General features: G+C 59.5%; 11 protein-coding genes. 2 read left to right on the forward strand and 9 right to left on the reverse strand.

Translation table 11 applies throughout. The features are described from left to right. Positions 1 to 18: 18 nt before the first annotated feature. The 8 genes from ACR0BI_RS10480 to ACR0BI_RS10515 all read right to left on the reverse strand — a co-directional run bounded on the left by ACR0BI_RS10480 (position 19) and on the right by ACR0BI_RS10515 (position 10552). Positions 19 to 1524, reverse strand: coding sequence for a M81 family metallopeptidase (locus ACR0BI_RS10480; RefSeq protein WP_170611759.1), 1506 nt, complete (start codon positions 1522 to 1524; stop codon positions 19 to 21). 1 nt (position 1525) lies between these two features. Continuing rightward, on the reverse strand, positions 1526 to 3169 hold the full coding sequence (locus ACR0BI_RS10485; RefSeq protein ID WP_480562093.1) for an amidohydrolase: 1644 nt from the start codon (positions 3167 to 3169) through the stop codon (positions 1526 to 1528). 3 nt (positions 3170 to 3172) lie between these two features. Further along, positions 3173 to 4117, reverse strand: a complete 945-nt coding sequence (locus ACR0BI_RS10490) for an ABC transporter ATP-binding protein (RefSeq protein WP_170596257.1) — start codon at positions 4115 to 4117, stop codon at positions 3173 to 3175. Continuing rightward, positions 4114 to 5094, reverse strand: coding sequence for an ABC transporter ATP-binding protein (locus tag ACR0BI_RS10495; protein WP_480562091.1), 981 nt, complete (start codon positions 5092 to 5094; stop codon positions 4114 to 4116). Before ACR0BI_RS10495 ends, ACR0BI_RS10490 begins: the two co-directional genes overlap by 4 nt. Next, on the reverse strand, positions 5091 to 5948 hold the full coding sequence (locus tag ACR0BI_RS10500; RefSeq protein ID WP_170512064.1) for an ABC transporter permease: 858 nt from the start codon (positions 5946 to 5948) through the stop codon (positions 5091 to 5093). The genes ACR0BI_RS10495 and ACR0BI_RS10500 overlap by 4 nt, the downstream gene beginning before the upstream one ends. An 11-nt stretch (positions 5949 to 5959) precedes the next feature. Beyond that, entirely contained in the window at positions 5960 to 6898 is a 939-nt protein-coding gene (locus tag ACR0BI_RS10505; RefSeq protein ID WP_170394255.1) for an ABC transporter permease, read from the reverse strand. 86 nt (positions 6899 to 6984) lie between these two features. Next, positions 6985 to 8550 (reverse strand): ABC transporter substrate-binding protein, encoded by a 1566-nt coding sequence (locus ACR0BI_RS10510; protein ID WP_170509482.1) that lies wholly within the window; start codon positions 8548 to 8550, stop codon positions 6985 to 6987. A 25-nt stretch (positions 8551 to 8575) separates the two neighbouring features. Beyond that, on the reverse strand, positions 8576 to 10552 hold the full coding sequence (locus ACR0BI_RS10515; protein ID WP_480562088.1) for a CocE/NonD family hydrolase: 1977 nt from the start codon (positions 10550 to 10552) through the stop codon (positions 8576 to 8578). Between the two features lie 131 nt (positions 10553 to 10683). Here ACR0BI_RS10515 and ACR0BI_RS10520 point away from each other — a divergent pair, with 131 nt between their 5' ends. Beyond that, entirely contained in the window at positions 10684 to 11487 is an 804-nt protein-coding gene (locus ACR0BI_RS10520; protein ID WP_170422944.1) for a helix-turn-helix transcriptional regulator, read from the forward strand. A 65-nt stretch (positions 11488 to 11552) separates the two neighbouring features. On the opposite strand, the gene ACR0BI_RS10525 is transcribed toward ACR0BI_RS10520, so the two are convergent. After that, complete coding sequence (locus ACR0BI_RS10525; RefSeq protein ID WP_480562085.1) at positions 11553 to 12590, reverse strand: zinc-dependent alcohol dehydrogenase family protein; 1038 nt, start codon at positions 12588 to 12590, stop codon at positions 11553 to 11555. Between the two features lie 384 nt (positions 12591 to 12974). Here ACR0BI_RS10525 and ACR0BI_RS10530 point away from each other — a divergent pair, with 384 nt between their 5' ends. Beyond that, complete coding sequence (locus ACR0BI_RS10530) at positions 12975 to 26186, forward strand: hypothetical protein (RefSeq protein ID WP_480888630.1); 13212 nt, start codon at positions 12975 to 12977, stop codon at positions 26184 to 26186. Positions 26187 to 26199 lie beyond the last annotated feature (13 nt).

Genomic DNA, 26199 nt, shown 5'->3' on the forward strand with positions numbered 1-26199 from the left:
TGCGATGCGGGTGGGAAATCAATGGTTTCTGGTTTTGGGTCCACGTGTTTCGATACGGCGTTTGCCTGCGATGTTGTAGTAGGGGATCTGGTCCAGATCGCAGAGAAAGGTGCCTGGAGCGGCAACGGCTTTCACGTCGCTTGCGATGGGTTGGAAATCCGCCCGGAAATGTGTGGTGCTTTTGACACAGATCACTGAATAGGATGTGGGATTCAGGCCGATATGGGTGAAATGAGCGCGGTCTAGGCATTGGTTGCGCACACTGGTGACGACCAAGTCTATCTTCGCGCCAGACTCTATCATCCTCAGAGCGGCCGTTTTGCCAAGCGTCGCGATGCCGCCTCCGTACATCTCACCTGAGTATCGGCAGATGCCATCTCCGATGGCCAGAACTTCGAACTTTGCCTCAACGGGGTGGTGCCCGGGCAGACCTGATTTTCCGCCGATGGCAAGGTTCAGTATTGCGCCTTGGCCTGCACGATGCGCTTTCTCTGCGCTTTCGGCGTCGTGGAAGAGACCCATCAAAACCTCCTGCGCGTCCCCCTCGATCAAAGCGGCCAGTAGTCCGGTGGTATCGGATGTGCCGCCTGCGCCTGCGTTGTCCTGTACATCCGCTAACACGAGCGGTTTGTCGCGATGCGAACGACAGGCCAGAACGGCTTCGTCCAACGACAACATAGAGCAGTCCACATCAGGTTCTCGGGCCAGAAAAAGGTCGACAATTTGATCTACTGCGGCGGTCGCTTGCGCGGCACTGGTCGCGTAGGCAACGCAGGACGGACCAGTATCGGGATAGTCTGCCGCTGTAAAACCCAGTGCGATTTCTGCATAGACATGGGCCTGTTCAAACCGGGTGGGCAACTGATAAATCTCATCAAACGGTGCGGCCCAAGTGTATTGCGCGTGCAATGGGATCAAATAGGGCACCTGCCGGAAGGCTTTGTGCAGTTTCTCTCCGGCCAGTAGCCTTTGCAGAACCGGCACACATCGCGCGCCGGTTTCGCCCATATCGAGGTGCGGGTAGGTGCGGAAAATTGCCAGGTAGTCCGCCTGCGAGATCATCTGGTCAGAGATATTGGCATGCAGGTCCAGGCTCGCTACGACCGGAACATCCCGCCCTACCAGATCACGTACTCGGCGCAACAGCTCTCCCTCACCATCGGCAAGGCTTTCAGTCACCATGGCACCGTGCAGGTCGAGATACACTCCGTCCAGCGGTCCCGCGCCGCGAAGGCCATCCAAGATCATAGTACATATCTTCTCGAACGCGTGATCCGTGACATGAGCGCTAGGTTCTGCCGCACACCACAGGATCGGGAAAAGCTCGAAACCTGCCTGGTTCGCGGCGGAAGAAAACCCGGCGATGGGTAGGTTCATGCCTTTGGTGTCTGCGATGACACGCGCGCCATGCAACATTTCGGGCCATGAATCTGCCATCTCGAACTCGGGCAGACCCGCTTTGGTCGCTCCGAAGCAGTTGGTTTCGTGTTGAAATCCTGCAATGGCAATGCGTTTGGCTGTCATTCTAAAATTCCAGTTCTTTTCTGGATTTGGTGGTGCCAAACACAATCTGACCTCGCCGGATGGTTGCAACAATCGATGTGTCGAGCAGCCGTTCAGGATCATCTAGGGGATTGCGAGAAAGGATGGCGAAATCTGCCAGTTTTCCGGGCTCAATCGAACCGCGCTGATCTTCTTTAAACACTTGCCACGCCGCATCGATGGTTTGTGCCCGTAGCGCAGACAGTACGCTGACCTTTTCCTTTTCACCCAGTTGCCGGCCGGATGCAGTCAGTCGATTCACCGCGCAATGCGCCAGATGGATTGGCCGCGTTGGCGTAACCGACGCGTCATTGTGGATAGTATAGCGTACACCGTATCGTTCCGCAGTTGCGGCTGGCGAAATCCGTTCAGCGCGTTCCGGGCCGAGGAAGGTATCGTAATGTCGGTCCCCCCAGAAATGCACATGTGCTGAAAAGAAGCTGACAGTTATTCCAAGCCGCGCCATGCGGTCCAGTTGATCGTCGCGCAGAACCTGGCCGTGGATGATTGTATGGCGGTGATCGTCTCGCGGATGCGCTAGCAAGGCCTTGTCCACCGCATCGATGAACATCTCGGCCCCGGCATCCCCGTTGCAATGGCAGTGGATCTGAAACCCCATAGCGTGTAGGCGGAGAACCTTGAAATCCATGTCGACCTGCGTGGCATAGATCATGCCACAGGGGTGATCGGGGTCCAGCGACTTGTAGTAGGGCGCAGACAGATAGGCAGTCTGCAATTGGAATGCGCCATCGGTAAACAGCTTGCGCGCACCCAGCGTAAAATGTGGGTTGCCGGGCCAGTTATCGTCGATCCAGCCCTGGCTCAGAGCCGGTTCCAGATCGGCAATTGGCAACAATTCCAAATCAATGCCGGGATCCTGATCGGCAGGAAGGCTGGCAAAGTGGTCGAGCATAACCTGCGATGCCCAAGCGTTCTGTGCATAAGTTACCCCGCGGGACAGATACTCATCACGGCAGGCGTTGAACCCTTGCCAGAACCTGTCCCGGTCGATCAGAAAATCAGTGTCGCCCATTTCGCCCATGGCCAACAGCCCTTCGACCAGCCCCGTCAGGGCGCCGGTATCGGGGTCGCGGCCATAACGCCCTCCGGCCGGGTCCGGGGTGTCGCGATTGACGCCATGCAGCTTCAGCGCCATCGAATTGGCCGCGCCGTTGTGACCCGAAGCATGCAGAACCCAGATTGGATGCGCCGTTGAGACATCATCCAGTTCGGCCCGGGTAGGCATGCGGCCTTCTGAAATGGCGGTGTTGTCGAACAAAACGCCCATCACCCAATCGCCCTCAGGCGTCTCTTCGGCCCGGCAGCGCAGCTTTTCCAAAGCTTGCGCCATATCCATACACGCGCCGCGCGGAGGTGATGCAAGATCAACCCGAAACAGCTGGATGAAGCCGGGATCTGGGAAGTGGCCGTGTGAGTCGATGAAGGCTGGGATCAGGGTCTGGCCAGCCAGATCACAAGCACCCGCATCGGATGACATCTGCCGCCGCAGCGTTGCTTCGTCCCCCACCGCAATGATGACATCGTCCCGCACCAACACCGCCTCGGGTCGGGAATTGTCGGCGTCCATCGTCAGGATGGGACCGCCGAAATAGAGTGTTTCCCTCATCCTTTAGTGACCCGGAGCAGGCGCACCCGACAAGGGTGCGAGACAGCGCAGCCCGTGGCCCGCCGCAATCTCCCATTGCGGTGTCTGTGTGCAGATGTCTTTGGCAAACGGGCATCTTTCGCGGAACTCACAGCCCGACGGGCGTTGCAAGAGGCTGGGCGGCTCACCTTTGAGCGCGATCCGTTCAAGGCGCGCATCGGGGTCCGGCTCGGGGTTGGCGCTTAGCAGGCAGCGGGTATAGGGGTGGCGCGGATCGTCGAAGATCGCCTCTGTCGTGCCTTCCTCGACCAGTCGACCCAGATACATAATGCCCATGCGGTCTGCCACGTGGCGCACCACGTTCAGGTTGTGGGTGATGATCACCATCGCCAGGCCCAGGCGTTCCCGCAGGTCGTTGAGCAGGTTCAGCAGCTCACCCTGTACCGAAACATCCAGCCCTGCCGTTGGTTCATCCGCCAGGATCAGTTTCGGCTCCAGCGCCAAAGCGCGGGCAACACCAACCCGTCGTGCCTGGCCACCGGACAATTGATAGGGGTAGCGGTCCGCGAAATGCACCGGCAGGTTCACCATTTCCAGCAGACGCTTGGCTTCGGCATCCAGATCGCGATCTTTCATGCCCTGAATGCGATAGGGTTCCGTGATCAGGCTTCGAATTGTCAGGCGTGGTGACAAGCTGCCCACAGGGTCCTGAAACATCATCGCCATGTCCTTGCGCAGCGGACGCATTACCCGTTCCGGCGCGCCTCGTATCTCTTGCGTGTCAAACACGACCGAACCGGCCTGCGCCGGGGCCAGGCCCGCAATCGCACGAATGACAGTTGTCTTGCCCGAACCGCTTTCGCCGACAAGCGCATAGGTTTCGCCAGCTTCGACCTCAAAGCTGACGCCCGCCAGCACGTTAACCGGGCCATAGCTGGTTTGCAGGTCTTGGACATTCAGCAGGCTCATGTCACGGCCTCCTCATGGTTCAGCCAGCAGGCGGCGTGATGCCCTTCTTTCAGACGATCCAACGGCGGAACGTCCGTTGCGCAGCGTGGCATCGCCTGATCGCAGCGGTCGCGGAAAATACAGCCGCCGGGCAAGTTGGCCAGATCGGGCACTTCGCCCGGAATAGTTGGCAGAACCCGCGCGCGTTCCTTGATATGGCCCGGGTCACAGTCGATTAGACGGCGTGTGTAAGGGTGCTTGGGATTGTGAAAAATCTCGCGCACTTCACCGCTTTCGACGACGGCGCCTGCGTACATCACAACCACTCGGTCGCACAGTTCCGCGATCACACCCAGATGGTGCGAGATAAATAGGATGGCGCAATGGAATTCGCGCTGCAGCTCTTTCAGGCGTTCGATGATCTGCACCTCAAGCGTGGCGTCCAGCGCGGTGGTCGGCTCATCCGCGATCAGCAGGTCGGGTTCTGACATCAACGCCATGGCGATCGCGATCCGCTGCCGCATCCCGCCCGAGAACTCATGCGGGAACTGCTTTAACCGCGCCTCTGGGTCCGGGATACCGACAGCCCCCAGCATCTTTGCCGCATTGGCCAGTTTTTCCTGCTTACTAGCCTTAGACCGGTGCTGAATATCGACCATCTGCTGGCCAATGGTCAGAACCGGATTGTGGGTCTGCATCGGGTCCTGAAAGATGATCGAGATATCGGCCCCGCGCAGATCACGCATCCTGCGTTCAGGCACTTGCAACAGATCCTGCCCCTTAAAGCGTATTTCGCCTTGCCGGAACCGCGTGTTCGGTGCGGTCAGCCGCAGGATCGACGAGATCAAGGTTGATTTTCCGCAACCAGACTCACCGACAATACCCACGATTTCACCTTTGCGGATGTCAAAGGTGATATCCCGCAATGCCTTGAGATCTCCGCGTGCCGTTTCATAATCGACGCTGAGGTTCTCGATTTCCAGAAGAGTTTCGGTCATCGCTGTTTCCTCAGTTTGGGATCAACCACGTCGCGCAGGGATTCCCCTAAAAACGTAAAGCCCAGGGTTGCCAGAATGATCGGCAGACCGCCGCCCACCACCAGCCAAGGTGTCTGTCGGATCAGGGAATACCCGTCCTTCAGAAGTGCGCCCCAACTGGGGGTTGGGGGCTTCACGCCAAGCCCGAGAAAGGACAGCCCCGCCTCAAGCGCGATTACCGTCGGGATGTCCATAGCAGCCAGGACGGCCAAAACCCCCACGATATTTGGTAGCATGTGCACACCCAAGATGCGGGCCATGCTGGCCCCCATCGACCGCTCGGCCAGAATGAACTCGGAGTTGCGCAACGTCAGGGTCTGCGTTCGCGCCACACGGCCATAGGTTGGGATCGAAGTCGCCATCACCACGAACACAACCGTTTGCAAACTGGGACCGACCAGGGCCACAACGGCCAGCGCGAACATCACGGTTGGGAAGGATCGGATGGTGTCAAAGAACAACATCAACAGGTTGTCGAGCCATTTTGGCCCATACCCCGCAATCATTCCCAAGGTTAGGCCAATTGCCATAGCACCAAAGACGGCAGGCAAGGCGACTTTCAACGCAACCTGACCGCCGGCAATCACGCGGGAAAACGTATCGCGGCCAAGTTGGTCCGTACCCAGAAGGTGCTCGGCAGACGGGCCTTGCAACCGGGCTTTGATATCCATGGCCACAGGATCATAGGGCACAATCCAATAGGCGAAAATCGCACAGAAGACGATGGTGCCGACAATGACCAAACCAATCAGACCCAGAGGGTCGCGGGCGACGCCGACAATGATCTGACCAAGTTCAGAACGAGATTTTTCCATTTCGGCTTTCCTCAATGCGCTTGTCTAGCGCGTGGGTCGAGCCACGCATTGATCAGGTCCGCCAGTGCGGTCGACACGACGAACAAACCGGTTGAGATCAGAACCGAGCCCATGACAATCGGGTAATTGCGGGTGGTTATGCTGTCGATCACCAGCTTGCCCAGACCCGGGCGCGCGAACACTATTTCGGCGAATACGGCCGAGCTCAGCAGGAAACCCATGCCGACGCCGATCACCGTGACAACCGGAAGAATGGCGATACGCAAGGCATAAACCATCACCACGCGGCGCTCTGCGATACCGAAGGCTCGTGCGGTCCGAACGTGGTTTTCGCCTAAGACTTCCAACATCGAGGCGCGCACCAACCGCGCGATGTAGCCCACCCAGCTTAGCCCGATGGCAAAGGCGGGCAAGACGAGGTGATCAATGCGGCCCCAGAAGCCTTCGCCCGCGCCGATGGCTGGAAACCACTGAAGATGCACGGCAAAGACCAATAGCGACAGAAGTGCTACGACAAAGGCGGGTGCTGCAACAAAACTGACCGAAATCGCCGCCGCAATGCGATCGATCAGAGTGTTTGGATGGGCAGCGGCATATGCCCCAAGTGCAATTCCCAAAGTGGCGGACCACAGGATCGACGCAAAGATCAGTTCCAGAGTGTAGGGTAGCTGCTGGAACACGATATCTGTCACTGACCGGCCCGAGAATACGTCGATTCCCAGATCGCCACGGGCCAGGTTTCCATAGAATATGACCAGCTGTTTCCAGATTGGTTGATCCAGCGCCAACGCAGCGGTGAGCTGGGCCTGAAGCTCAGGTGTTGCGCGTGGCCCCAACATGATCTGGACCGGGTCCCCGGGGACGGCGCGGATCATCAGGAACATGACGGTAACCGCCACGAAGAGGATAAGCAGCGCTAGCCCGAAGCGGCGGGTTGCAAACTTCAACATGAAAAGCTGGCTCCTTGTGGATGGGTGGCGAGCTGTTTTGTCCGGCGGGCGTCAAATCCCGCCGGACGTAGCCGACCTTTGGGAGGTCAGGTCGCCTTGCCGAAGTACCGCAGCAGTGCCAGACCGTCGGGTCTTAGCGCGGGGGTGACACGCGCCGAATGAATCACCGGTGTCGCCTCGTGGGTGATAAAGCGGTAGGCACCACTTTCTTCCATCAGATCCTGCGCCCGCTGATACATCTCAGCGCGTTTGGCCACATCCGCTTCCTTGAATGCCGAGTTGTGAATTTCGTCAAATTCAGCGTTGCTGAACCGCTCCCAGTTCCAGATGCCGACCTGTTCGGTGGTGAACCAGGCCGTCGCATAATATGGATCGGGGGTCATCGAGAAGCGGTTCAGAACCAGTTGCAGGTTCTCGTTGTCTCCGCTTGCCCAGAATGCACCGGATTCCAGTACGTTGACTTCGACCGTGATCCCGATCTGCGCCAGAGTTGCCTGAATGATCTGAGCCGTCGTGGTGAAAGTGGTCTTGTTCAGCGTGTCCAGCGTAAGCGTCACATTGGTCTCGCCAGATTCCGCCAGCAATTGCGCCGCTTTCTCGAAGTTTGCCGCCGGAGGGACCAGAGATTGCGGGCGGTGGCCCGCAAGGCCAGGTGCGATGATGCCTGTCGAGGGTTCAGCGGCTCCAAAATAGGCCGCCTCTAGGATGCTTGGTACGTCGACTGCATGTTGAATCGCCTGACGCAGTTTTGGGTTCTGAAGCTTGGGGTGATCCAGATTCATGCCCAACCAGACATAGAATAGTGAGGGTTTCTCGACCAAAGATCCGCCATTCGGAACACCGGCCCGATAGCGTTCGACCGATCCCAGCGAAACCCGAGTCATGTCCAGTTCGCCCGCCTCAAAGGCGATCTCGGCGGTGTTTTCGTCGTCGATCGGCAGGATTTCGATTGTGTCCCATGTTGGTGCGTCACCCTTCCAATCCGGGTTGCGCTTAAGCACGGTTTTTTCTTTGGGTGACCAGCTGTCCCGCAGATAAGGGCCGGATTCAGCGACCGGATCAGCCCCGATGCGGCCCCCTGCGGCCTCGACCGCAGCTTTCGAGACGATGTTGCCGGTTATGTAAGGCAGGGCGATCGACCAAATCGGAGCAAACGGCTCGTTGAGAACGATGGTACCTTCGCGTTCGCTGCTCACTTCGACATGGCTGAACGGACCCAAATCGGGCTTGTTCGGGCTTTCGGTCGCATCGTCCACGATGCGCTCCATGCTGAATTTCACGTCTTCAGCGGTCATCGCACCGAAGCCATTGGTGAAACCGATATCATCGCGTAGGGCGAACTTGATATGGGTCGGGTCAACCTGCTCGATCATCGCCGCCGCATCCAGCTGCCAACCCCATTCCTCGCCGGGCTTGTATTGGATCAGCTTGTTGTAAATCGAGGCATGCACTTCTTCTTCGACAACACCGACGGAATGTGCGGGGTCCATGTTCTGGGCATCACCGTAGGCGCGCACCCGCAACACCCCGTCATCAGCGGCGAAGGCGCGATTGGCCCAGCTTGCAGGCAGCGCGGATGCCGCCCCAAGCGCAGTTGCCCCTTTCAAGAAGCCCCTGCGCCCGACATTTGCTTTTGTCCATTCGATTTTCATGATGTTCTCCCTTGGGTCAGATCGTTTACAGAAGCCTGCGCGGGATGGTTTCGTTCCATTCCTTTGTCAGAACTTCTGTTTTGTCCGCGCCTTCGGTGGCGCGCAGTTTTCGATGCAGATAGAAATTCTCGACGTCACAGGTCATCGCGTTTTCGGTGCTGATCTCGACCTGCCATTCGTCCCTCTCGAACGTGAAACGCCAGCCCGCCGTGAATTGCGCGGTCGCTGGGTCATCAGGATGGATCGCATAGCGCATGGCGACGTGGCTTCCGACGATCAGGCCGTGGCCGGGGTCCTGTGCTTTGCCGTAGTCGTCGAATGTCTCAAGTATGACGGTTCCGTCCGCTTCGATGCGCCGTTCGGATCGGCCCGACGGCGCGCGCAGCTCGGTGCTTTGCAACGTCGGATAATCCTGCGCTGGTCCGGGATGTGCAGGATCAGCTTCCTCAGACATCGTCCGAACCGGCAAATACAGCGCCGAACCTTGCAGTTGCAACGTCACCTCTGCTGCTTCTGGCGCGGGCCAAACGATTGGCCAGTAAGAGGTAGACAGCGCAAGACGCAGGATGTGACCGGGTTTCACGCGATGCGCGCATTCATTTAGTGCAATTTCCGCACTGTAGACCTGACCGGGAACCAACGCTTCAGGGGTCTCGTGGCTCTTGTAGTGCGTCAGGTTCAGCGCCCGATAGGTGATCCGCTGAGAAACCCCATCCGGGGCGACATCACACAATCGCGCAATCAGTTGGGCTACCGGTCTGTCCACGGTGAAGGACAGTTTCAGTCGCGCCCGTCCAAGCAGTTCAAGCGGCTTGTCCAGCGGTGCCGTATCGAAACAAAGCGACAGTGCGTCATCGGCTGCTTGATCTTCGGCCAACTCATTGTCGATCCGCATGCCCGGGCAGAAATACCCGCCAGCCTGTCCGATATGGGCCGAATTCGATACGGCTGTCTCGGCCGTAGTGGCGACGTCGGAAAACCCACCCAATCCCAAATGCCAGACTTCATCGCTGACATTGGGCGACGGCCATTCTGTCTCGGCGATCCAGCGGCCCTGCCTGGGTTTGTTCTTTTTGCTCGGGCCAAAATGATCCTGCATATAGGTTCGGTAGGCGGGCAGGTCTTCAGCGCCATTCTGCTGCCCCTTCAGCCAGCGATCAAACCAGCCGATCACCTCGGAGTGGAAATCCCCAGCCTCTAGTTTCGAGATATGCGGATAGCGGTGCTCCCACGGTCCGATCAGCGCTTTTGACGGCACGGCCAGATTTGCTGCCAGCGCTGGCGGAGCGTTGACATATGCATCCGACCAACCCGTTATCGCAAGAACCGGAGCTTGAATCGCCGACCAATCCTCGCAAACCGAGCCATGTTTCCAGAACGCGCTGCGCGTTGGATGACGCAGCCAATCGGCTGCTGAGAATGGTACATTCTCAAGTCGGGCAAGCCAGTCTTCTCGCCAATCAGATCGCAGCTCGGGGTCTGCGGGCCGTGTCAAATAGGCGAACATCTGACTGCCCCAGTTGATATTGTCGCTTAACAGGCAGCCGCCCATGAAGTGTATGTCATCGGCGTACCGATCCACGGTCGAGGCGACACTGACCACCGCCTTGAGCTCGGGCGGATGGCGAAAGGCCAGCTGCAGCCCATTGAATCCTCCCCACGAGATACCGATCATCCCAATGTTTCCGTCGCACCAGTTTTGTGCGGCGATCCAACTCAGAACGGCTTCACCATCGCGGAGTTCCTGTTCCGAATACTCGTCGTCGAACTGCCCCTCGCTATCACCGGTTCCGGCAATGTCGACGCGGATGCAGGCGTATCCTGCCTCGGCAAATACTGGATGAGTGGTTGCATCTCGCGGCGCAGTTCCATCCCGTTTGCGATAGGGGAGGTATTCCAGAATGGCGGGTGACGGCCCGGTTTCGGGCAACCAAATTCGTGCAGCCAGTTTCCGACCATCCGGCAGGGCGATCCAGGTGTTTTCGATGATTTTTGTGGACATTCGGAGCGAGGTCCCGTTGTTGCGTTTGGTACAGCCAACCCGCATTCCGAAATTTATTGAACTGAGCTACTTTACGCGCTTTTATTCAATCTTTAGCATTATAGCGTCAAAACGCGAAAGAAATGACGCTTATGTCCGAAAGTTTTTCCGCAAATTTACGGTCTTTGTGCGCCGAGCGAGGCAATATCTCGCAAGTCTGTCGAGAAATCGGCCTGAACAGGCAGCAGTTTAATCGCTACCTCAACGGCGAAAGCTTGCCATCAGCCCACAACCTACGCCGTATCGCTCGGTATTTTGATCTGCCTGAGGCACAGCTTTTTGCGCCTCGGACGGAGTTTGAAGAAACATTAAAAGACTCGATCGTCCGTCGGAAAGAAACTCCTGCCAGCTTGTTTGTTAAGCCGTACAGTGATCAGGTGAAGAATCTCAGACGCTATGTGGGCTTCTATCATTCTTTCTTTTGCACCCCGTCTTGGCAGGGGCGCATTTTTTGTTCTCTGATTCGACTTAAGGAGGTGGATGGCGTCGTGACGATCCGCTCGCACGAAAACGCCACCTCCCCGGACAAAAGCGTTCGGCAGATTTCGCGCTACGAAGGGCTGGTTGCCCTGCGCGGTAACAGGATCTTCGCCACCGAACATGAATGCGGCAAGGAAGGAAGCATTGCGCAGACCATCCTTTATTCCGCGCATCGCCAACAGCTAAAATACTTGCGTGGCATGACAATGGGTGTGGCTTGGCGGCCGTTTCCACACCCTTATGCGGCGAAAACAATCTGGAAACGGCTTGATGAGCGCATTACCGCCCGTGAAGCGCTCACTGCCTGCGGTGTCTATTCAGAACAGAGTAAATCAATCGACCTGGCGGTCCGAAAGTACCTTTTGGGATCAGGCGATGCCCATTTTTCAGCGATACCAACAGAACTTGCCAATTGAGTGATGCATTTTGAAATCGCCGTTTAGTGGCGCCATTTTCGCACGGGGCGGATCCTGTTTGTAACTCAGAACCTTGTGACGACCGTCGCACCGATTGAGGTAAACTTATCCATCCCTATCAAGGCCTTGGGTGCGTCTTCCAGGCCGATTTTTTCCCCCACCAACCGCGCCGGATCCAACTTGCCATTTTTAATCATGTCGAGCATCGCGCCATAGCGATGCGCCTGCATCCCGTGCGAACCAAGCAATTCGATCTCTTGTCCTACGATCTTTGGCATGGGTACTGCTGGCGAAGCGTGCTCACCCAGCATCAGACCGACCTGAATGTGCTTGCCGCGCGGACGCAGGCAGAGGATCGAGTTGGTCATTGTGACGGGATGACCCAAAGCGTCGATTGACACATGGGAGCCGCCTTTGGTGATTTCGCGGATCGCTTCGGGAACATCAGCATCTGTACCGTCAATGATCGCAACTGCACCCAGTTCTTGCGCAAGTTCGAGTCTGGCTTCGTCTAGATCAACCCCGATGACATTGGCCCCGACGGCGGCAGCAATCATAACGGCTGACAGACCGACCCCACCGCAGCCATGCACGGCAACCCATTGACCGGCCGAGACCCTTCCTTGATCGACGACCGCGCGGAATGAAGTGGCAAACCTGCAGCCAAGGCTGGCGGCGGTTGCAAAATCCATGGTTTCGGGCAGCGCGACCAAATTAAGGTCAGCCTGATGAATTGGTACATATTCTGCGAAACTGCCCCAATGGGTAAAGCCGGGTTGCTCTTGATACAGACAGGTTTGCTGATGCCCTGCGTGACATTCGCTGCACGTTCCGCAGCCGCAGACGAAAGGCACGGTTACCTTGTCGCCAACTTTCCAGTTCTTTACATCCCGTCCGACGGCTTCGACCACGCCAGCCAACTCATGACCGGGTATGTGAGGCAGCTCGATATCACTGTCATGCCCCATCCACCCGTGCCAATCGCTGCGACAAACGCCGGTGGCTTCGACCTTCAGAACAACGCCATGAGTATCGGGTGCAGGGTCGTCGACTGTGACAACCTTGGGGGTTTGTTGGAACTTCTCGAACAGGACAGCCTTCATAGTGTGCTCTTTCATTTTTTCGAAAAGTTGTGTGAACCTAAACCAACTCAGCCGAACTGATCCAGCCTTAGGGATGAACCCAGGTTGTGGCATTTTAGCACTATTTTAACCAAATCCAGTTTTAGACAAATATGAGAAATCCACTCTCCTTAAACTTGCGCATATCTTTCTTTAGGTGGTGATGGGGAAATTCCCAAAAGCAATGTGTTGCTTTTGGGTGCAGCTCTTCTTTGCCTTCTGTGCTGGTGAATTGGGTTGTAGGGTCTCAAGGTGTCAAAGTTTTCAAACCTGCTGTTTGCGCTTTCTATTTTTCTATTTAATTCAACACCTTTGCTTGCCGCGCCGACTGCAGATTCAATTGTTGGAGACACTGTTAACAACCCTGTGACTGGTCTGGATACGACAGTCACTGCACTGATCGTGGATCCCGCTTCAACACCTACAGCCGGGACGACGGCTTTTGTTGAGACGGCGGATGGCTATGTGTTTCTCGTCAAAGATGCCGGCGATACAATTTACAACTCCGACAATCCCCCGCTGGCATTTGAGATTGTATCCATAACGGGAACAACGGCTCAGATCAGTAATTCTGGTGCGACCGGAACGGCCAGCTTGTCCACTCAGCTGACCCTGTCTCAGTACAACAGCAACTTCAACAGTTCGGGTACTCCTGGCTCTGTCACCCCGCCGGTGAACGTCTCCGGACCTAACGGTGTGAGCCAGGTCGTTTACGGGCGAGATGGCAGCAATGGGCGCGATGGTGCGCTTGTTGTGCCACCAAGTTCAGGTGGAAACGGTGCCGATGGCCCAACCCAGACACAAACCCTGAGCGGGAATGTCAACGCAACCAGCAATGTCGGTTGGCAAGTGGGTAGCGTTGGCGGTGACGGTGGTCAGGGCGGCGACTCGTATCTGAGCTTTTGGGACGGGCGCGATGGCGGCGACGGCGGGGAAGGCGGCACGGTTAACGCAACACAATCCTCCAGCAGCACGATCCAGACATCGGGCGACGGCTATGACGGTATATTTGCCTTCAGCCGCAGCGGCGAGGCTGGTGATGGTGGCAGCGGCTTCGCGGCTCCGGGTGGGGGCACCGGTGGCCACTCGGCAGATGGTGGCGATGTAACCGTTACGCAGCGGGGTGACATTTCTACGTCCGGCGACTCGGCTGATGGCATCTATGCGCTGAGCGTTTCGAACAACGGCGGTAATGGTGGCTCACAATGGGGGCTGGTTGGCTCGTCCGGTAACGGAGGCTATGGCGGTAGCGGTGGCACCGTAACGGTAAACACGACCTCAAGCGGTAGCATCTTGACGACCGGCGACTATGCGAACGGGATTTACGCCCAATCCATCGGCGGTTCGGGGGGGGCAGCGGGGACAAGTGGCAACTTGTTGGTTTCGCTCATTGGCGGGGCCGATAATGGCGGAAATGGAGGCAGGGTTAACGTCTCGCATGGTGGCGCGATTGAAACACAAGGTGATTTCGCGCGCGGTATTGTTGCCCAGTCCATCGGCGGCGGCGGCGGTTCGGGCGGAACTGCAGGCGGTCTGGTATCACTTTCTCTTGGTGGCGTGGGCTCGAACGGCGGTAGCGGGGACGCGGTGAATGTCACTGTGCAAGGTTCGGGAAGCATCCTGACTTCGGGCATTGGGGCTGACGGTGTCATGGCGCAATCCATCGGCGGCAGCGGCGGAACCGGTGCAAACTCCTATGGGCTTGTTGCGATTGGTGGCACAGGATCTCGGGGCGGAACGGGCGCTGCAGTGAGCGTCAGCAACTACGGGCGTATTGTAACCGAAGACGACAACGCCCGCGGGATTATCGCGCAATCCATCGGCGGCGGTGGCGGTGACGGCGGCTCGTCCGGCGGAATGGTCTCGGTCGGTGGCAATGGCAGCGGCGGTGGCAGCGGGTCCACTGTGACGATCGTGAATGACGGGATCATCACCACTTCGGGTGATGATGCGATGGGTATTCTGGCCCAGTCGATTGGTGGCGGTGGCGGCAATGGTGGTTCGTCCGGTTCGGTAGGTGCGTTTGTCGGGGTAGCCATCGGTGGTGATGGCGGGGCCGGAGGGACCGGTGGCAATGTCAACGTAACCTTATCCAACACCGATGGCAGCCAGCCGTCGGCTATCCGGACTTCGGGCGCGCGCTCGGCAGGTGTATTTGCACAATCCGTCGGCGGCGGTGGCGGCAACGGTGGCGGAGCGGTCTCGGTTGCGGTTGGCGCATTTGGCGCGGCATCGGTCTCGGTTGGTGGGTCCGCTGGCAATGGTGGCAACGGTGGGACGGTCACGCTTAGCGGCAGCGGTTCAGCTTCTGTACAAACCGGTGGTGACGACTCGGTTGGGGTGATGCTGCAATCTGTTGGCGGCGGTGGCGGCAATGGTGGCTATGCCGTATCTGTCGCAGCGTCAGGCGGCCCGGTATCGGGTTCGCTGGCTGTTGGGGTTGGCGGTGACGGTGGTACGGGCGGCACGGGTGGTCCGGTCACGGTTGGCCAGTTCGATGGTAGTGGCGTCGCAACAGCAGCTGGGTTTGAAGGCACTGTCGTCACGACCGGAAACCGATCGACAGGCATGCTGTTCCAGTCCGTCGGCGGGGGTGGTGGCAATGGTGGTTTGGCGGTCGCTGCGACCGGTGGCGCCTCGGCTCTGTTTTCGGGCAACGTGTCAGTTGGAATTGGCGGCAAGGCCGGCAGTGCGGGCAATGGTGGACTTGTTCAGGTCTATACCAATGCTGACGTGACCACGACTGGCACAAGCTCCAGCGCGATTATCGCGCAATCCGTGGGCGGCGGTGGCGGTAATGGTGGTGGAAGCATCGCGGCCGGTATCAGCGCAAGCGGAGGCGCTGCGGTCGGGATCAACGTCGGTGTCGGCGGAGATGGTGGTGGTGCCGGTATCGGTGGCAACGTCACTTTGCGCGCCGGTGGGACCTCAATCGAAACCAGTGGCGCATTCTCCAGCGGTGTCGTTGCGCAATCCGTTGGCGGCGGCGGTGGTAATGGTGGTTATGCCATCGGGGCCAGCGCCGATATTGCGGGCGGCGCTGCCGGGTCCATCAGTGTAGGCCTCGGCGGCAAAGCTGGCGGTGGAGGTGCGGGCGGTACAGTGACGGCCCAAGTTGATGCGGATGTCACAACCCGTGGGGACGATGCCGGTGCGGTCGTGGTGCAATCCATCGGCGGTGGCGGTGGCAATGGCGGTTTCAGCGTCGCTGCTGGCTTGGCGGCCGGCGGTGGCGGTGCCGGAACGATTGGAGTCGGACTTGGCGGCGACGGAGGCAGCGGCGGCATAGGCGGTACGGTAACCGGCGTGCGCGTCAACGGCGAGGTTCGGACCGAAGGTGCACGCTCGACGGCTGTCGTTATTCAATCCATCGGCGGTGGCGGTGGTAATGGTGGTTTCAATGTCACTGCCGGTGTGGCAGCGGCAGGAGCCGGTGCTGGGTCAATTGGCGTCGGGCTCGGCGGCAACGGCGATACAGGCGGCAATGGCGGCGTGGTTGAAGGCCAGGTTGCTGGAAACGTCACAACAGTGTCCGAAGGCTCAGGCGGCGTAGTTTTCCAATCCATCGGCGGCGGTGGTGGCAATGGTGGCTTCAACGTGACGGCCGGTGTTGCTGGTGCGGGGGCAGGTGGCGGTGCCGTCACCGTAGGCCTTGGTGGCGACGGCTCAGGAGGTGGAATCGGTCAATCGGTGACAGGTCGAGTCACAGGCACCGTAAGCACCGGTGGCGCGGACTCTACTGCCGTTCTGGCACAGTCCGTTGGCGGAGGCGGTGGCAATGGTGCTTTTAATGTTAGCGCGTCACTTGCAGGGGCTGGGGTTGCGAGCGGTGCAGTTTCAGTTGGCCTTGGCGGCGACGCAGGTACGGGCTCGACGGGTGGCACAGTCAATCTGACGACTACAAATACGATTGTAACTGTCGGGGACCGTTCTTCAGGCGTCGTCGCCCAATCCATCGGCGGTGGTGGCGGCAATGGTGGGTTTAATATCTCGGGGACTGGGGCCGGTGCAGGTACTGCAAGCGGTGCGGTCAGTGTCGGGCTTGGTGGAACGGGCGCAGGTGGCGGTAATGGCGGGTCGGTTACGCTAAGATCCAGTGGGACAATTCTGACGCAAGGCGACTCGGCGACGGCCTTCCTCGCGCAGTCCATCGGCGGTGGCGGAGGTAACGGCGGGTTTAACGTCAGCGCATCGGTTCAGGGATCGGGCACTGCAGGGGCTGGCGTCTCGGTCGGATTGGGTGGCAACGGCGGCGGTGGCGGCGATGGCAGCACGGTCGATGCCGCATCGAATAATGCGGTTGAAACGCAGGGGGATCAGTCCTCGGGCGTCGTAGCGCAATCCATCGGTGGCGGAGGCGGAAATGGTGGGTTCAACGTAGCCCCGGTTCTGTCGGGCGCAGGTACAGCCAGTGGTGCGGTGAGTGTAGGACTGGGTGGTTCAGGTGATACCGGCGGCAATGGCGGCATTGTCACGCTGACTTCGAATGGCACCATCCTGACGGATGGCTTCGCCTCAAGTGGGTTTGTTGCGCAGTCGCTTGGCGGTGGCGGTGGTAACGGCGGGTTCAATGTCTCGCCCACCGTGTCCGGGGCTGGAACGGGTGCGGGATCAGTTTCGGTTGGTCTGGGCGGCTCAGGGTCCGCCGGGGGTGACGGCAGTTTGGTGGCGGCCAGCACAACAGCTAACGTGGTAACCCGAGGGGATGCTTCGGTGGGTATCCTCGCGCAGTCCGTTGGTGGCGGTGGTGGTAATGGTGGCTTCAATGTCTCACCGGCTTTGGCTGGGGCCGGCACCGGATCGGGCGCGATCAGCGTTGGCCTGGGTGGGTCCGGTGGCAGCGGCGGCACGGGGGGTGTTGTTGGCCTGACGGTTGCCAATAGTGTTCAAACCGAAGGTGCGCAGTCCAGCGCAGTTGTGGCGCAATCAATCGGCGGCGGCGGCGGCAATGGCGGGTTCAACGTTTCTGCTTCCGTCGGTGGCGCAGGTACGGGTTCTGGCGCTGCGGCAGTTGGCTTGGGCGGTCGTGGAACTGGCGGCGGTGACGCCTCGGCGGTCACGGCGAATGTAACCGGGAATCTGATCACGCAAGGTGAAACCTCCAGCGGTCTCTTGGCACAATCTGTCGGCGGTGGCGGCGGTAATGGTGGCATGAACGTCTCGGTTGCAGTGGCCGCGGCGGGCACCGGCTCGGGTGGGGCATCCGTGGGTCTTGGTGGGGCGTCCGGTACCGGCGGCAACGGAGGCACAGTTGAAGCCACATTGAACGGAAACGTCTCGACACAAGGCGATGAATCCGGCGGGGTGATCGTGCAAAGCCTTGGCGGCGGTGGGGGCAATGGAGGCATGAATGTTTCCGCCACAGTCACTGTCGCAGGAACCGGCAGCGGTGGTGCGTCTGTTGGTCTTGGTGGCAGCGGTGGCGACGGGGGCGACGCGGATACGGCCGAAGGCACGGTCGTTGGCAATGTTACCACTACCGGTGACAATTCTGGCGGCGTCTTGGTGCAATCTGCTGCGGGTGGCGGCGGCAATGGCGGGCTGAACGTATCAGCAGCCGTGAACATCTCGGGGACCGGGGGCGGCGCCGTCGGGGTTGGCATCGGTGGCTCGGGTGGCGATGGCGGTGCTGCGAGCGCGGCGACGGGGTCGGTCACCGGCGATGTCACTACAAGTGGTGAGAACGCAGCGGGCGTTCTGGTCCAATCCGTTGGCGGCGGCGGCGGTAATGGCGGCGTCAACATCTCGGGCGCTCTGAGCATCGCACGCACTGGATCGGGTGCGGCAGGTATCGGCGTGGGCGGCTTCGGCGGCAGTGGCGGGACCAGCGGGGTAGTCGACAACACGTTCTCGGGCAATGTGAGCACCTCGGGTCCGCGGTCGGCAGGTATTATTGCACAAAGCCTTGGCGGAGGTGGCGGCAATGGCGCCACAAACATTTCCGGGGCCATTTCTGTAGCCAGCAACTATTCCGGCGGTTTGGGGATCGGCGTCGGCGGCTTTGGCGGGGACGGTGGTGCGGCAGATAACGTCACGCAGCGGGTCACCGGAGATGTCATGACAACCGGTGATGACTCGGTCGGAATTCTGACGCAAAGCCTCGGCGGCGGTGGTGGCAACGGCGGCACCAACATTTCGGCAGCGTTGTCTCTGTCCCGATCAGCCAATGCGGCGGTCGGCATCGGTGTGGGCGGTTTTGGCGGCGGCGGTGCTGATGCCGGAGCGTTGGTGCAATCGACAATCACCGGTGGAGTAACCACAACAGGTGATCGCAGCACCGGGATCCTGACACAGAGCCTTGGCGGCGGTGGTGGCAACGGCGGCACTAATATCTCGGCCTCGTTGGGTATCAGCCAGGAAAATGGCGGCTCGGTCAGTCTGGGCGTTGGCGGCTTCGGTGGCGGGGCGGGTAACGCTGGTGAAGTGAACAGCACATTGCGCTCAAGAACGGACAGCAGTGGCACAACTTCGGTGGTAACCACTGGCGTAGACAGTATTGGTGTCATGGCCCAGTCGGTCGGCGGCGGCGGCGGTAACGGCGGTCTGAACGTTTCTGGCGCTGTCAATCTCACCGGCAAATCCGGTGCAGCGGTTGCCCTGGGACTTGGTGGCTTTGGTGGCGGTGGTGGCAATGCCGATGCGGTCACGTTGGATGTTCAAAGCGATGTAGTGACGGCGGGTGACGGATCGCATGGTCTGTTTGCGCAAAGCCTTGGTGGCGGTGGCGGCACCGGGGGCGTGAATATTTCGGGCACTCTGGCGCTGACCAAACCATCGGGGTCGGACACGATCTTTTCGGTTTCAGCGGGTGTTGGCGGCTTTGGCGGGGCGGGTGGTGATGCAAGCGATGTCGATCTGGACTATACCGGCAATGTACAGGCCGTACCGATGGTCGAGCAATCGGATGGCACTTTCGCCGTTGATGAAAGCAAAGGGGCCAGTGGCATCATTGCCCAGTCGCTTGGTGGCGGTGGCGGTGACGGCGGCACGAACGTCTCGGGTGGCCTCGCGATAAGCGGCAAACCCGGTGCGGGTCAGACGGACAGCAGTAAATCCTATGCGGTTGTCGTGGGCGTTGGAGGTTTTGGCGGCGGCGGTGGAGATGCCGGAAATGTCGATGTGAACATTGGCGCAGGCAGTACGATCACAGCTCACGGCACTGGCCAATCCGGCCTGCTGGCCCAATCCGTTGGCGGCGGCGGTGGCAACGGTGGTCTGAACGTGTCAGGCGGGATCGTATCCGACAGCTCTCTGATCGTGGGCGTCGGTGGTTTCGCAGGCGATGGCGGCCAGGCCGGAGACGTCACGGTCACCTCGCAAGCGGATATTACGGTTACAACGAACCCGGACGATATATCGATCCCCAACACAACGACCTTCGAAGACAAACTGCGCGATTTCCTGGGCGACTCGATCGTAGATGAGACCGAGGAATTGGCGTCGAACTTCGGGTTGGAACGCCTGTTCATCGACATGGGTGTCTTCAACGAAGAAAAACCCGATACCGATGGCTCGGCGGGTCTGCTGGCACAGTCCATCGGCGGAGGCGGCGGCAATGGCGGTCTGAATGTCTCGGGCGGTATTGCGCTCAGCAAAGATGGCAAGATCCCTTCGGTTACGTTTGGCGTCGGAGGCTTTGGCGGTGACGGCAATGTCTCGGGCAATGTGGGCGTCAATCACGCGGGAACTGTGTCAGTCGCCGGCAACTGGAAACATGGAGTTTTGGCCCAGTCGATCGCAGGCGGCGGTGGCAACGGTGCTTTGAACGTGACCGGGCAGCTGAACTATGGCGACTCCAACAACTCGGACGGCAAAACGGATCTGAGCATTGTGGGTGGCCTTGGCGGCCACGGAGGTACTGGTGCGGATGCGGGTGACGTGTCGGTCACTCAGACCGGCAACATCGCAACAAATGGCTATCACGCGCGCGGAATCTTTGCCCAGAGCATCGGCGGCGGCGGTGGCACTGGCGGCATCAATGCAACCTTTGTTGGTACTAAGGACAGCTCACCGATCGCGATGGGGATCGGCGGCTTTGGCGGCGGTGGCGGCGATGCGGGTGACGTGACCGTCGCGCGTGGCACAGCGGCCCTTGCTGCGGGGACAATCACGACCGATGGCGTTGGATCACACGGTATCGAGGCGTCGAGCATTGGCGGCGGCGGCGGCGATGCCGGGATCAACGCAGTTGTGGGTATCAGCAAGACCACCGGCAATCAAAGTAACGGCGGCACCGGCGATTCCACGGATCGCAAGACACCGACCAATACCGGCGTCGATGACTCGGTCATCGCCAACTACAACGCGGTTTTGGATGAGCTTGAAGGCAAGGTGAACCCTGCAGATTCCTCGGGCAACAAAACCGGAGTGTCGGCGGTGGTTGCCATCGGTGGCGATGCAGGTACGGCAGGGGACGGTGGCGAGGTCGATGTTGACCACTATGGTGATATCGTCACCTTGCAAGATGGCAGCCACGGTGTGTTTGGGCAATCCATCGGCGGTGGCGGCGGCAACGCCGCCTTGAACCTCGGCATGACCTATGAGCTTGCCTCCGACGCGACCAACAAAGGCTTTGGCTTGGCTATTGGCGGCGGCACGGGTGAGGGCGGCATCGGTGGTTCGGTGGATGTGCGCAATACAGGCGACATCGCGACCTCGGGCGCAGATTCCCATGGTCTGTTTGCGCAGTCCGTTGGCGGCGGCGGCGGCAATGCTGGCTACAATTCGGCATCGACGTCGGTTGATGGCGGCAATGTAAACATCCAGATCGGCCGCACGGGTGGAACCGGGGGCAGCGGCGGGGACGTCTATGCCAGCTCGAACGGCGCGATCAGCACGACGGGCAACCGGTCTTATGGCTTCTTTGCACAGTCCATCGGCAATGGCGGGGGTAACTCGTCATCAACTTCGGTCAGCATCGGCACCCCGAAATCCGGCGACAGCAAAGGCAACAAAGCCAGCCTGTCAGTCGGGCTTGAAGGCGGTACGGGTGGCGCGGCAGGCGATGTGACTTCTGTGGTGGCGGGCACCGTCGTCACGCAGGGCGATGACGCACATGGCGTATTTGCGCAGTCAGTTGGCGGCGGCGGAGGCAATGGCGGTAAGGCCAGCAACTCGGCTGGCAAGGGCACGTCAATTGCCTTGTCCATCGGTGGTACCGGCGGCACCGGAGGCGTTGGTGGCACGGTGGACGTGACCAACACTGCCCAGATCGCAACGTTCGGAGATCGCTCGATTGGGCTGATGGCGCAATCCATCGGTGGCGCAGGCGGAACTGGCGGCATGGTACAGGCCGGACAATCGAACCTCGATACCATCAAAGCTGTGGTCAACCCGTCCACAGTCGGCACCACAGCATCGATCAACATAGGCGGTACAGGTGGGGACGGTATGACCTCGGACATCGTGACCGTTGTGAGCGACGGAATAATCAGCACAGCAGGCACCATGGCCCATGGTATCTTTGCGCAGTCCGTCGGAGGCGGCGGCGGCATGGGTGGTGTCGTGGAAAACCGCATCATCAGCCTGCGTAAAGAGATTGGAAACACCGCGACATTATCCATCGGCGGCAACGGCGGCTCGGGTGCGATGTCGGCGGCGGTATCTGTGACCAACCGGGACGTGATCCTGACCACGGGCGACAAGTCGGTGGGTATCTACGCGCAATCGGTCGGTGGTGGCGGTGGTGATGCACAGCAGGTTCGAAACATTATTCTGGGCCGGTCCTCGGAGGGGTCTACGACAAACGCGATCCTTATTGGTGGCACCGGCGGCACCGGTGGTTCTGGCAGTACAACCACTGTTGTGAACGAAGCCGATGGTACGATCGTGACCAGCGGAGCGGAAAGCCACGGTATCTTCGCGCAGTCTGTCGGCGGTGGCGGCGGCAATGGCGGATCGACAATCTCGGTTGATGGTCGCTATGGCGGGGCCGAGGCGAGCACTCGGCGGGCGTTGCAGTTTGGCCTGGGTGGCTCGGGTGGTTCCGGTGGAACCGGAGGCAACGTGGCCGTCACAAATGCGGGCACGATCATCACCATTGGTGCAGGTGCGCATGGCATCTTTGCTCAATCCGTTGGTGGCGGCGGCGGCAATGGTGGGAGTTCGATTACTGGGACGCTGCGGCTAAAGACTGGGGACAACAGCTCTCCGACCGCGCAGTTGAACATCGGTGGTTCGGGTGGCAGTGGCAATGCTGCCGGAAACTCGGTTGTCACCAATACCGGCGACATCCGCGTTGATGGCGAAGGGGCCTACGGTATCTTCGCGCAATCCGTTGGTGGGGGCGGCGGTAACGGTGGTTTGGCCGTCGCGATGGATGTGAACGACCTCAAAAACACCATGACCGGCCAGTCATACTCGAAGATCGCCATTGGCGGTTCTGGTGGCGACGGTGCGGATGGTGGAGATGTCACGGTCAACCATACCGGTACGATTGTCGTGAACGCTGAAAACGGGTTCGGTATCTATGCCCAATCCGTAGGTGGCGGCGGCGGTAATGCGGGATATTCGGTATCGTCGCCCTTGGTCTCGGCGCTGGACTACACGATCTCTCATGTGTTGGGCGCGCGAGAAGGGACCACCGGATCGGTGGGAACCGCGACTGTCAATTCAACCGGTGACATTCTGGTGAATGGTGCAGGCAGCGAGGCCATCTTTGCACAATCCGTCAATGGCGGCGGCGGCAATTCCGAAACATCGGTCGACTTTACGACCGCGACGGCAAGCGCGGGTGGAACCGGCACTGTTTATATCAGTGACATCTCGCTGGGCGGTGATGATGTTTCGGGCACGGCGGGCAGCCAGGTTGCCCAGTCGCACGTCGGTAACATAGCGACCACCAGTGACCGCTCGACAGGTCTGATGCTGCAGAGTGTTGGCGGCGGTGGTGGCACATCGGCCAACAACATCAGCCTTCAGGATGGCGACGGTATCGAGATTGATGCGCGCCTGGGCGCGATTGATACGAATGATGCAGCAGGTGGCGATGTGTTCGGCAGCCGGACTGGCGATGTCGGCACTGATGGTGCGTTTTCCTCGGCAGGCACGGCGCAATCTATTGGCGGCGGCGGCGGTAAGCTGGTGCTCAACAGCACGGGCACGGCTGATACCAACAGGTTTGCTTCGGTAATCCTGGGGTCCGATCCAAGCTTCCGCAACAGCGGCGGTGATATCGATCTTGATCTGAATGGAGATGTCTTCACCAGCGGTGACCGGTCCTTTGGCCAAAGCGTTCAAAGCATCGGCGCGGGCGGTGGTGAAGCTGTCGTTGCTGGTCTTGGAGGCGTCGATGTGACCCTCGGGGCGCAGGACGATTCAACTGGAGATGGCGGCAACGTCGATTTCACCAATGCCGGTGACGTAAACACAAGTGGTACCGGATCGCATGCGTTCGTGATCCAGAGCATCGGCGGCGGCGGTGGTCTTGTCACGACAGACCTGGACCCCAGCCAGGTGACCGTAAATCTGTCAGCTGCAAATGGCGGGGACGGCGGGGACATTCTGTTCTCGCAAACTGGTAACACAGTCACCAGCGGAGAGAACGCGATCGGTGTTGCAGCGCAATCGCTGGGTGGCGGTGGCGGCATCGTCGACTCCATATTCCGGGGTGCCGCAGGTGGCGCCGGGTCGGGCGGTGCTATCGACATGACCCTGACCGGCAATGTGATGTCGGTCGGCGACGGTGGCATTGGTGTCTTTGCACAATCCGAAGGCCGTGACGGTGCAGACGCCATTATGCTTGGGTTAGATGGTGTTGTCATGGGCGGCACCGGGCAAGCGAACTCGGTTGCCTCGATCATTGTCGAAGGAGGTACCGACAACACGCTGACCCTATCAGAAGACACGGTGCTGATCGCGGGCAATAACCAACTGGTGAACGGCGGCGATGGCAATGAACAAATCACGCTGTCCGGACGCGCGCTTGGGAACCTGAACCTTGGTGACGGGACGAATGGCCTGACCGTGGAAGATGGTGCAACCTTCTATGCATTGGATACCGTGAATCTGGGCGACGCCGGGCTCATGCAGGTGGATGGCAACTTGGTTCTGGGCGCAAATTGGGGCGTCGACGGAGGCCTGACGGCTGCTGTTCAAGCGGATGATTTTTCCTTCACCGAAGATGTCAGCCAGACCACGAACGTGACCGGAAGTCTGGCCTTTGGCGGCACTGCGACTTCAACGTTCGACGTGTATTTCCGAACCACTGGCATATCGGGTGGAGACAGCGATCTGATCAATGTCACCGGGGATGCCACCATTGGTGGTACATTGGTGCCGCGGTTGAACACACTCGAACGCGCGTTGCCGCTTGTCATCATCAATCCCGAAGGTACGGCCGCAGATGCTGGCACGACCATCCAGGACACTGTGGTTCTGGATTACTCCATTGGTTTGAACGGGGCGACGTCGGACGGCAGTTCGATCGATCTGGTGATCACACCAGACTATTCGACGCCCAGGATGAACTCCAACCAGACCGCGATCGGTGACTATATCAATGATGTCCTGAACGGGAGGGGAACGTCCGACCAGGGCGAGCTTTTGGCGCTGATCGGGAACATGCAATCCGAGGCCGATGTGATCGCGGCCATTGAGAGCTTGTCGACAGCGGACTACGCCGCAGATGCGGTGGATGCGTATTTTGGCACGCGGGTATTCGCGGATACGCTGCAAAACTGCGAACGCTACACCAATTATCAAGCCGGGGATGATCCGCGTAACTGTATCTGGTTTACCGGCGGCCGCTATTTCTTCGACCGCGAGCAGACCGGGATTTACAACGATCTGAACGTCAATAACACCAATTGGTCGGCGGGTGTCCGTCTACCGGTGGGGGATGAGTTGTATGCAGGGTTTGCCCTGGGCTACGACCAGATCAGCCTGCAGAACGGATCGCAATACAATGCATCCGGCGATCGGTTCAATCTGGGTGCATCGCTGACCAAATACACAGGCGCGTGGGAGTTTGCGGCCATGCTGTCGGCAGGTTGGTCAAACTACGATACAAGCCGTGCAGGTGGGATCCGGGGCGTTTTGCCCAATGGCACAATTGTGGACACCGTTGGTGTCAGCGAGATCAAGCACAAGATGAACCACCAGAACCTGCGGCTCAGCCTGGCGTATGATCAAAGACTTGGCGCTGGTGGAGCGTATCTGCGCCCCGAACTGGCCGTCGATGCGACGCGGTTGGCGACGGAAAGCAATGGCGATGGCACTTTGTCAGGTATCGTCTTGCAGGACGACAACGAGATGATCTATTCGCTGACGCCGTCGATTGAGATCGGGACCGAGCAGATCCTGAGCGCCTCGCAGAAACTGCGTGCGAGCCTGCGCGCCGGTGCCATCCTCTCGTCTGACGACACGGTGTCGGTAACCGCTGGCTTCAGTGGGGCCAGCCCCGCCGACGGAGGGTTCGTGAATACCAGCTATACCGGTGACGCCCACGGCGTCGTGTCCGCGCGGTTGGGATTGTTTGCTTTGGATGACAGCAGCTTTATCAACCTGAGCCTGGACCATATGTTTGGAGACTCAACCGAAGCCCTGCAGGTTGGCATTGGCCTTGGGATACAATTCTAGTTTATGAGGAACA

The sequence above is a fragment of the Ruegeria sp. E5 genome, assembly GCF_056534105.1.

Coding starts and splice junctions, on each gene's coding strand:
- ACR0BI_RS10480 (WP_170611759.1), bottom strand. CDS start 1,524: ATGACAGCCAAACGCATTGCCATTGCAGGATTTCAACACGAAACCAAC.
- ACR0BI_RS10485 (WP_480562093.1), bottom strand. CDS start 3,169: ATGAGGGAAACACTCTATTTCGGCGGTCCCATCCTGACGATGGACGCC.
- ACR0BI_RS10490 (WP_170596257.1), bottom strand. CDS start 4,117: ATGAGCCTGCTGAATGTCCAAGACCTGCAAACCAGCTATGGCCCGGTT.
- ACR0BI_RS10495 (WP_480562091.1), bottom strand. CDS start 5,094: ATGACCGAAACTCTTCTGGAAATCGAGAACCTCAGCGTCGATTATGAA.
- ACR0BI_RS10500 (WP_170512064.1), bottom strand. CDS start 5,948: ATGGAAAAATCTCGTTCTGAACTTGGTCAGATCATTGTCGGCGTCGCC.
- ACR0BI_RS10505 (WP_170394255.1), bottom strand. CDS start 6,898: ATGTTGAAGTTTGCAACCCGCCGCTTCGGGCTAGCGCTGCTTATCCTC.
- ACR0BI_RS10510 (WP_170509482.1), bottom strand. CDS start 8,550: ATGAAAATCGAATGGACAAAAGCAAATGTCGGGCGCAGGGGCTTCTTG.
- ACR0BI_RS10515 (WP_480562088.1), bottom strand. CDS start 10,552: ATGTCCACAAAAATCATCGAAAACACCTGGATCGCCCTGCCGGATGGT.
- ACR0BI_RS10520 (WP_170422944.1), top strand. CDS start 10,684: ATGTCCGAAAGTTTTTCCGCAAATTTACGGTCTTTGTGCGCCGAGCGA.
- ACR0BI_RS10525 (WP_480562085.1), bottom strand. CDS start 12,590: ATGAAGGCTGTCCTGTTCGAGAAGTTCCAACAAACCCCCAAGGTTGTC.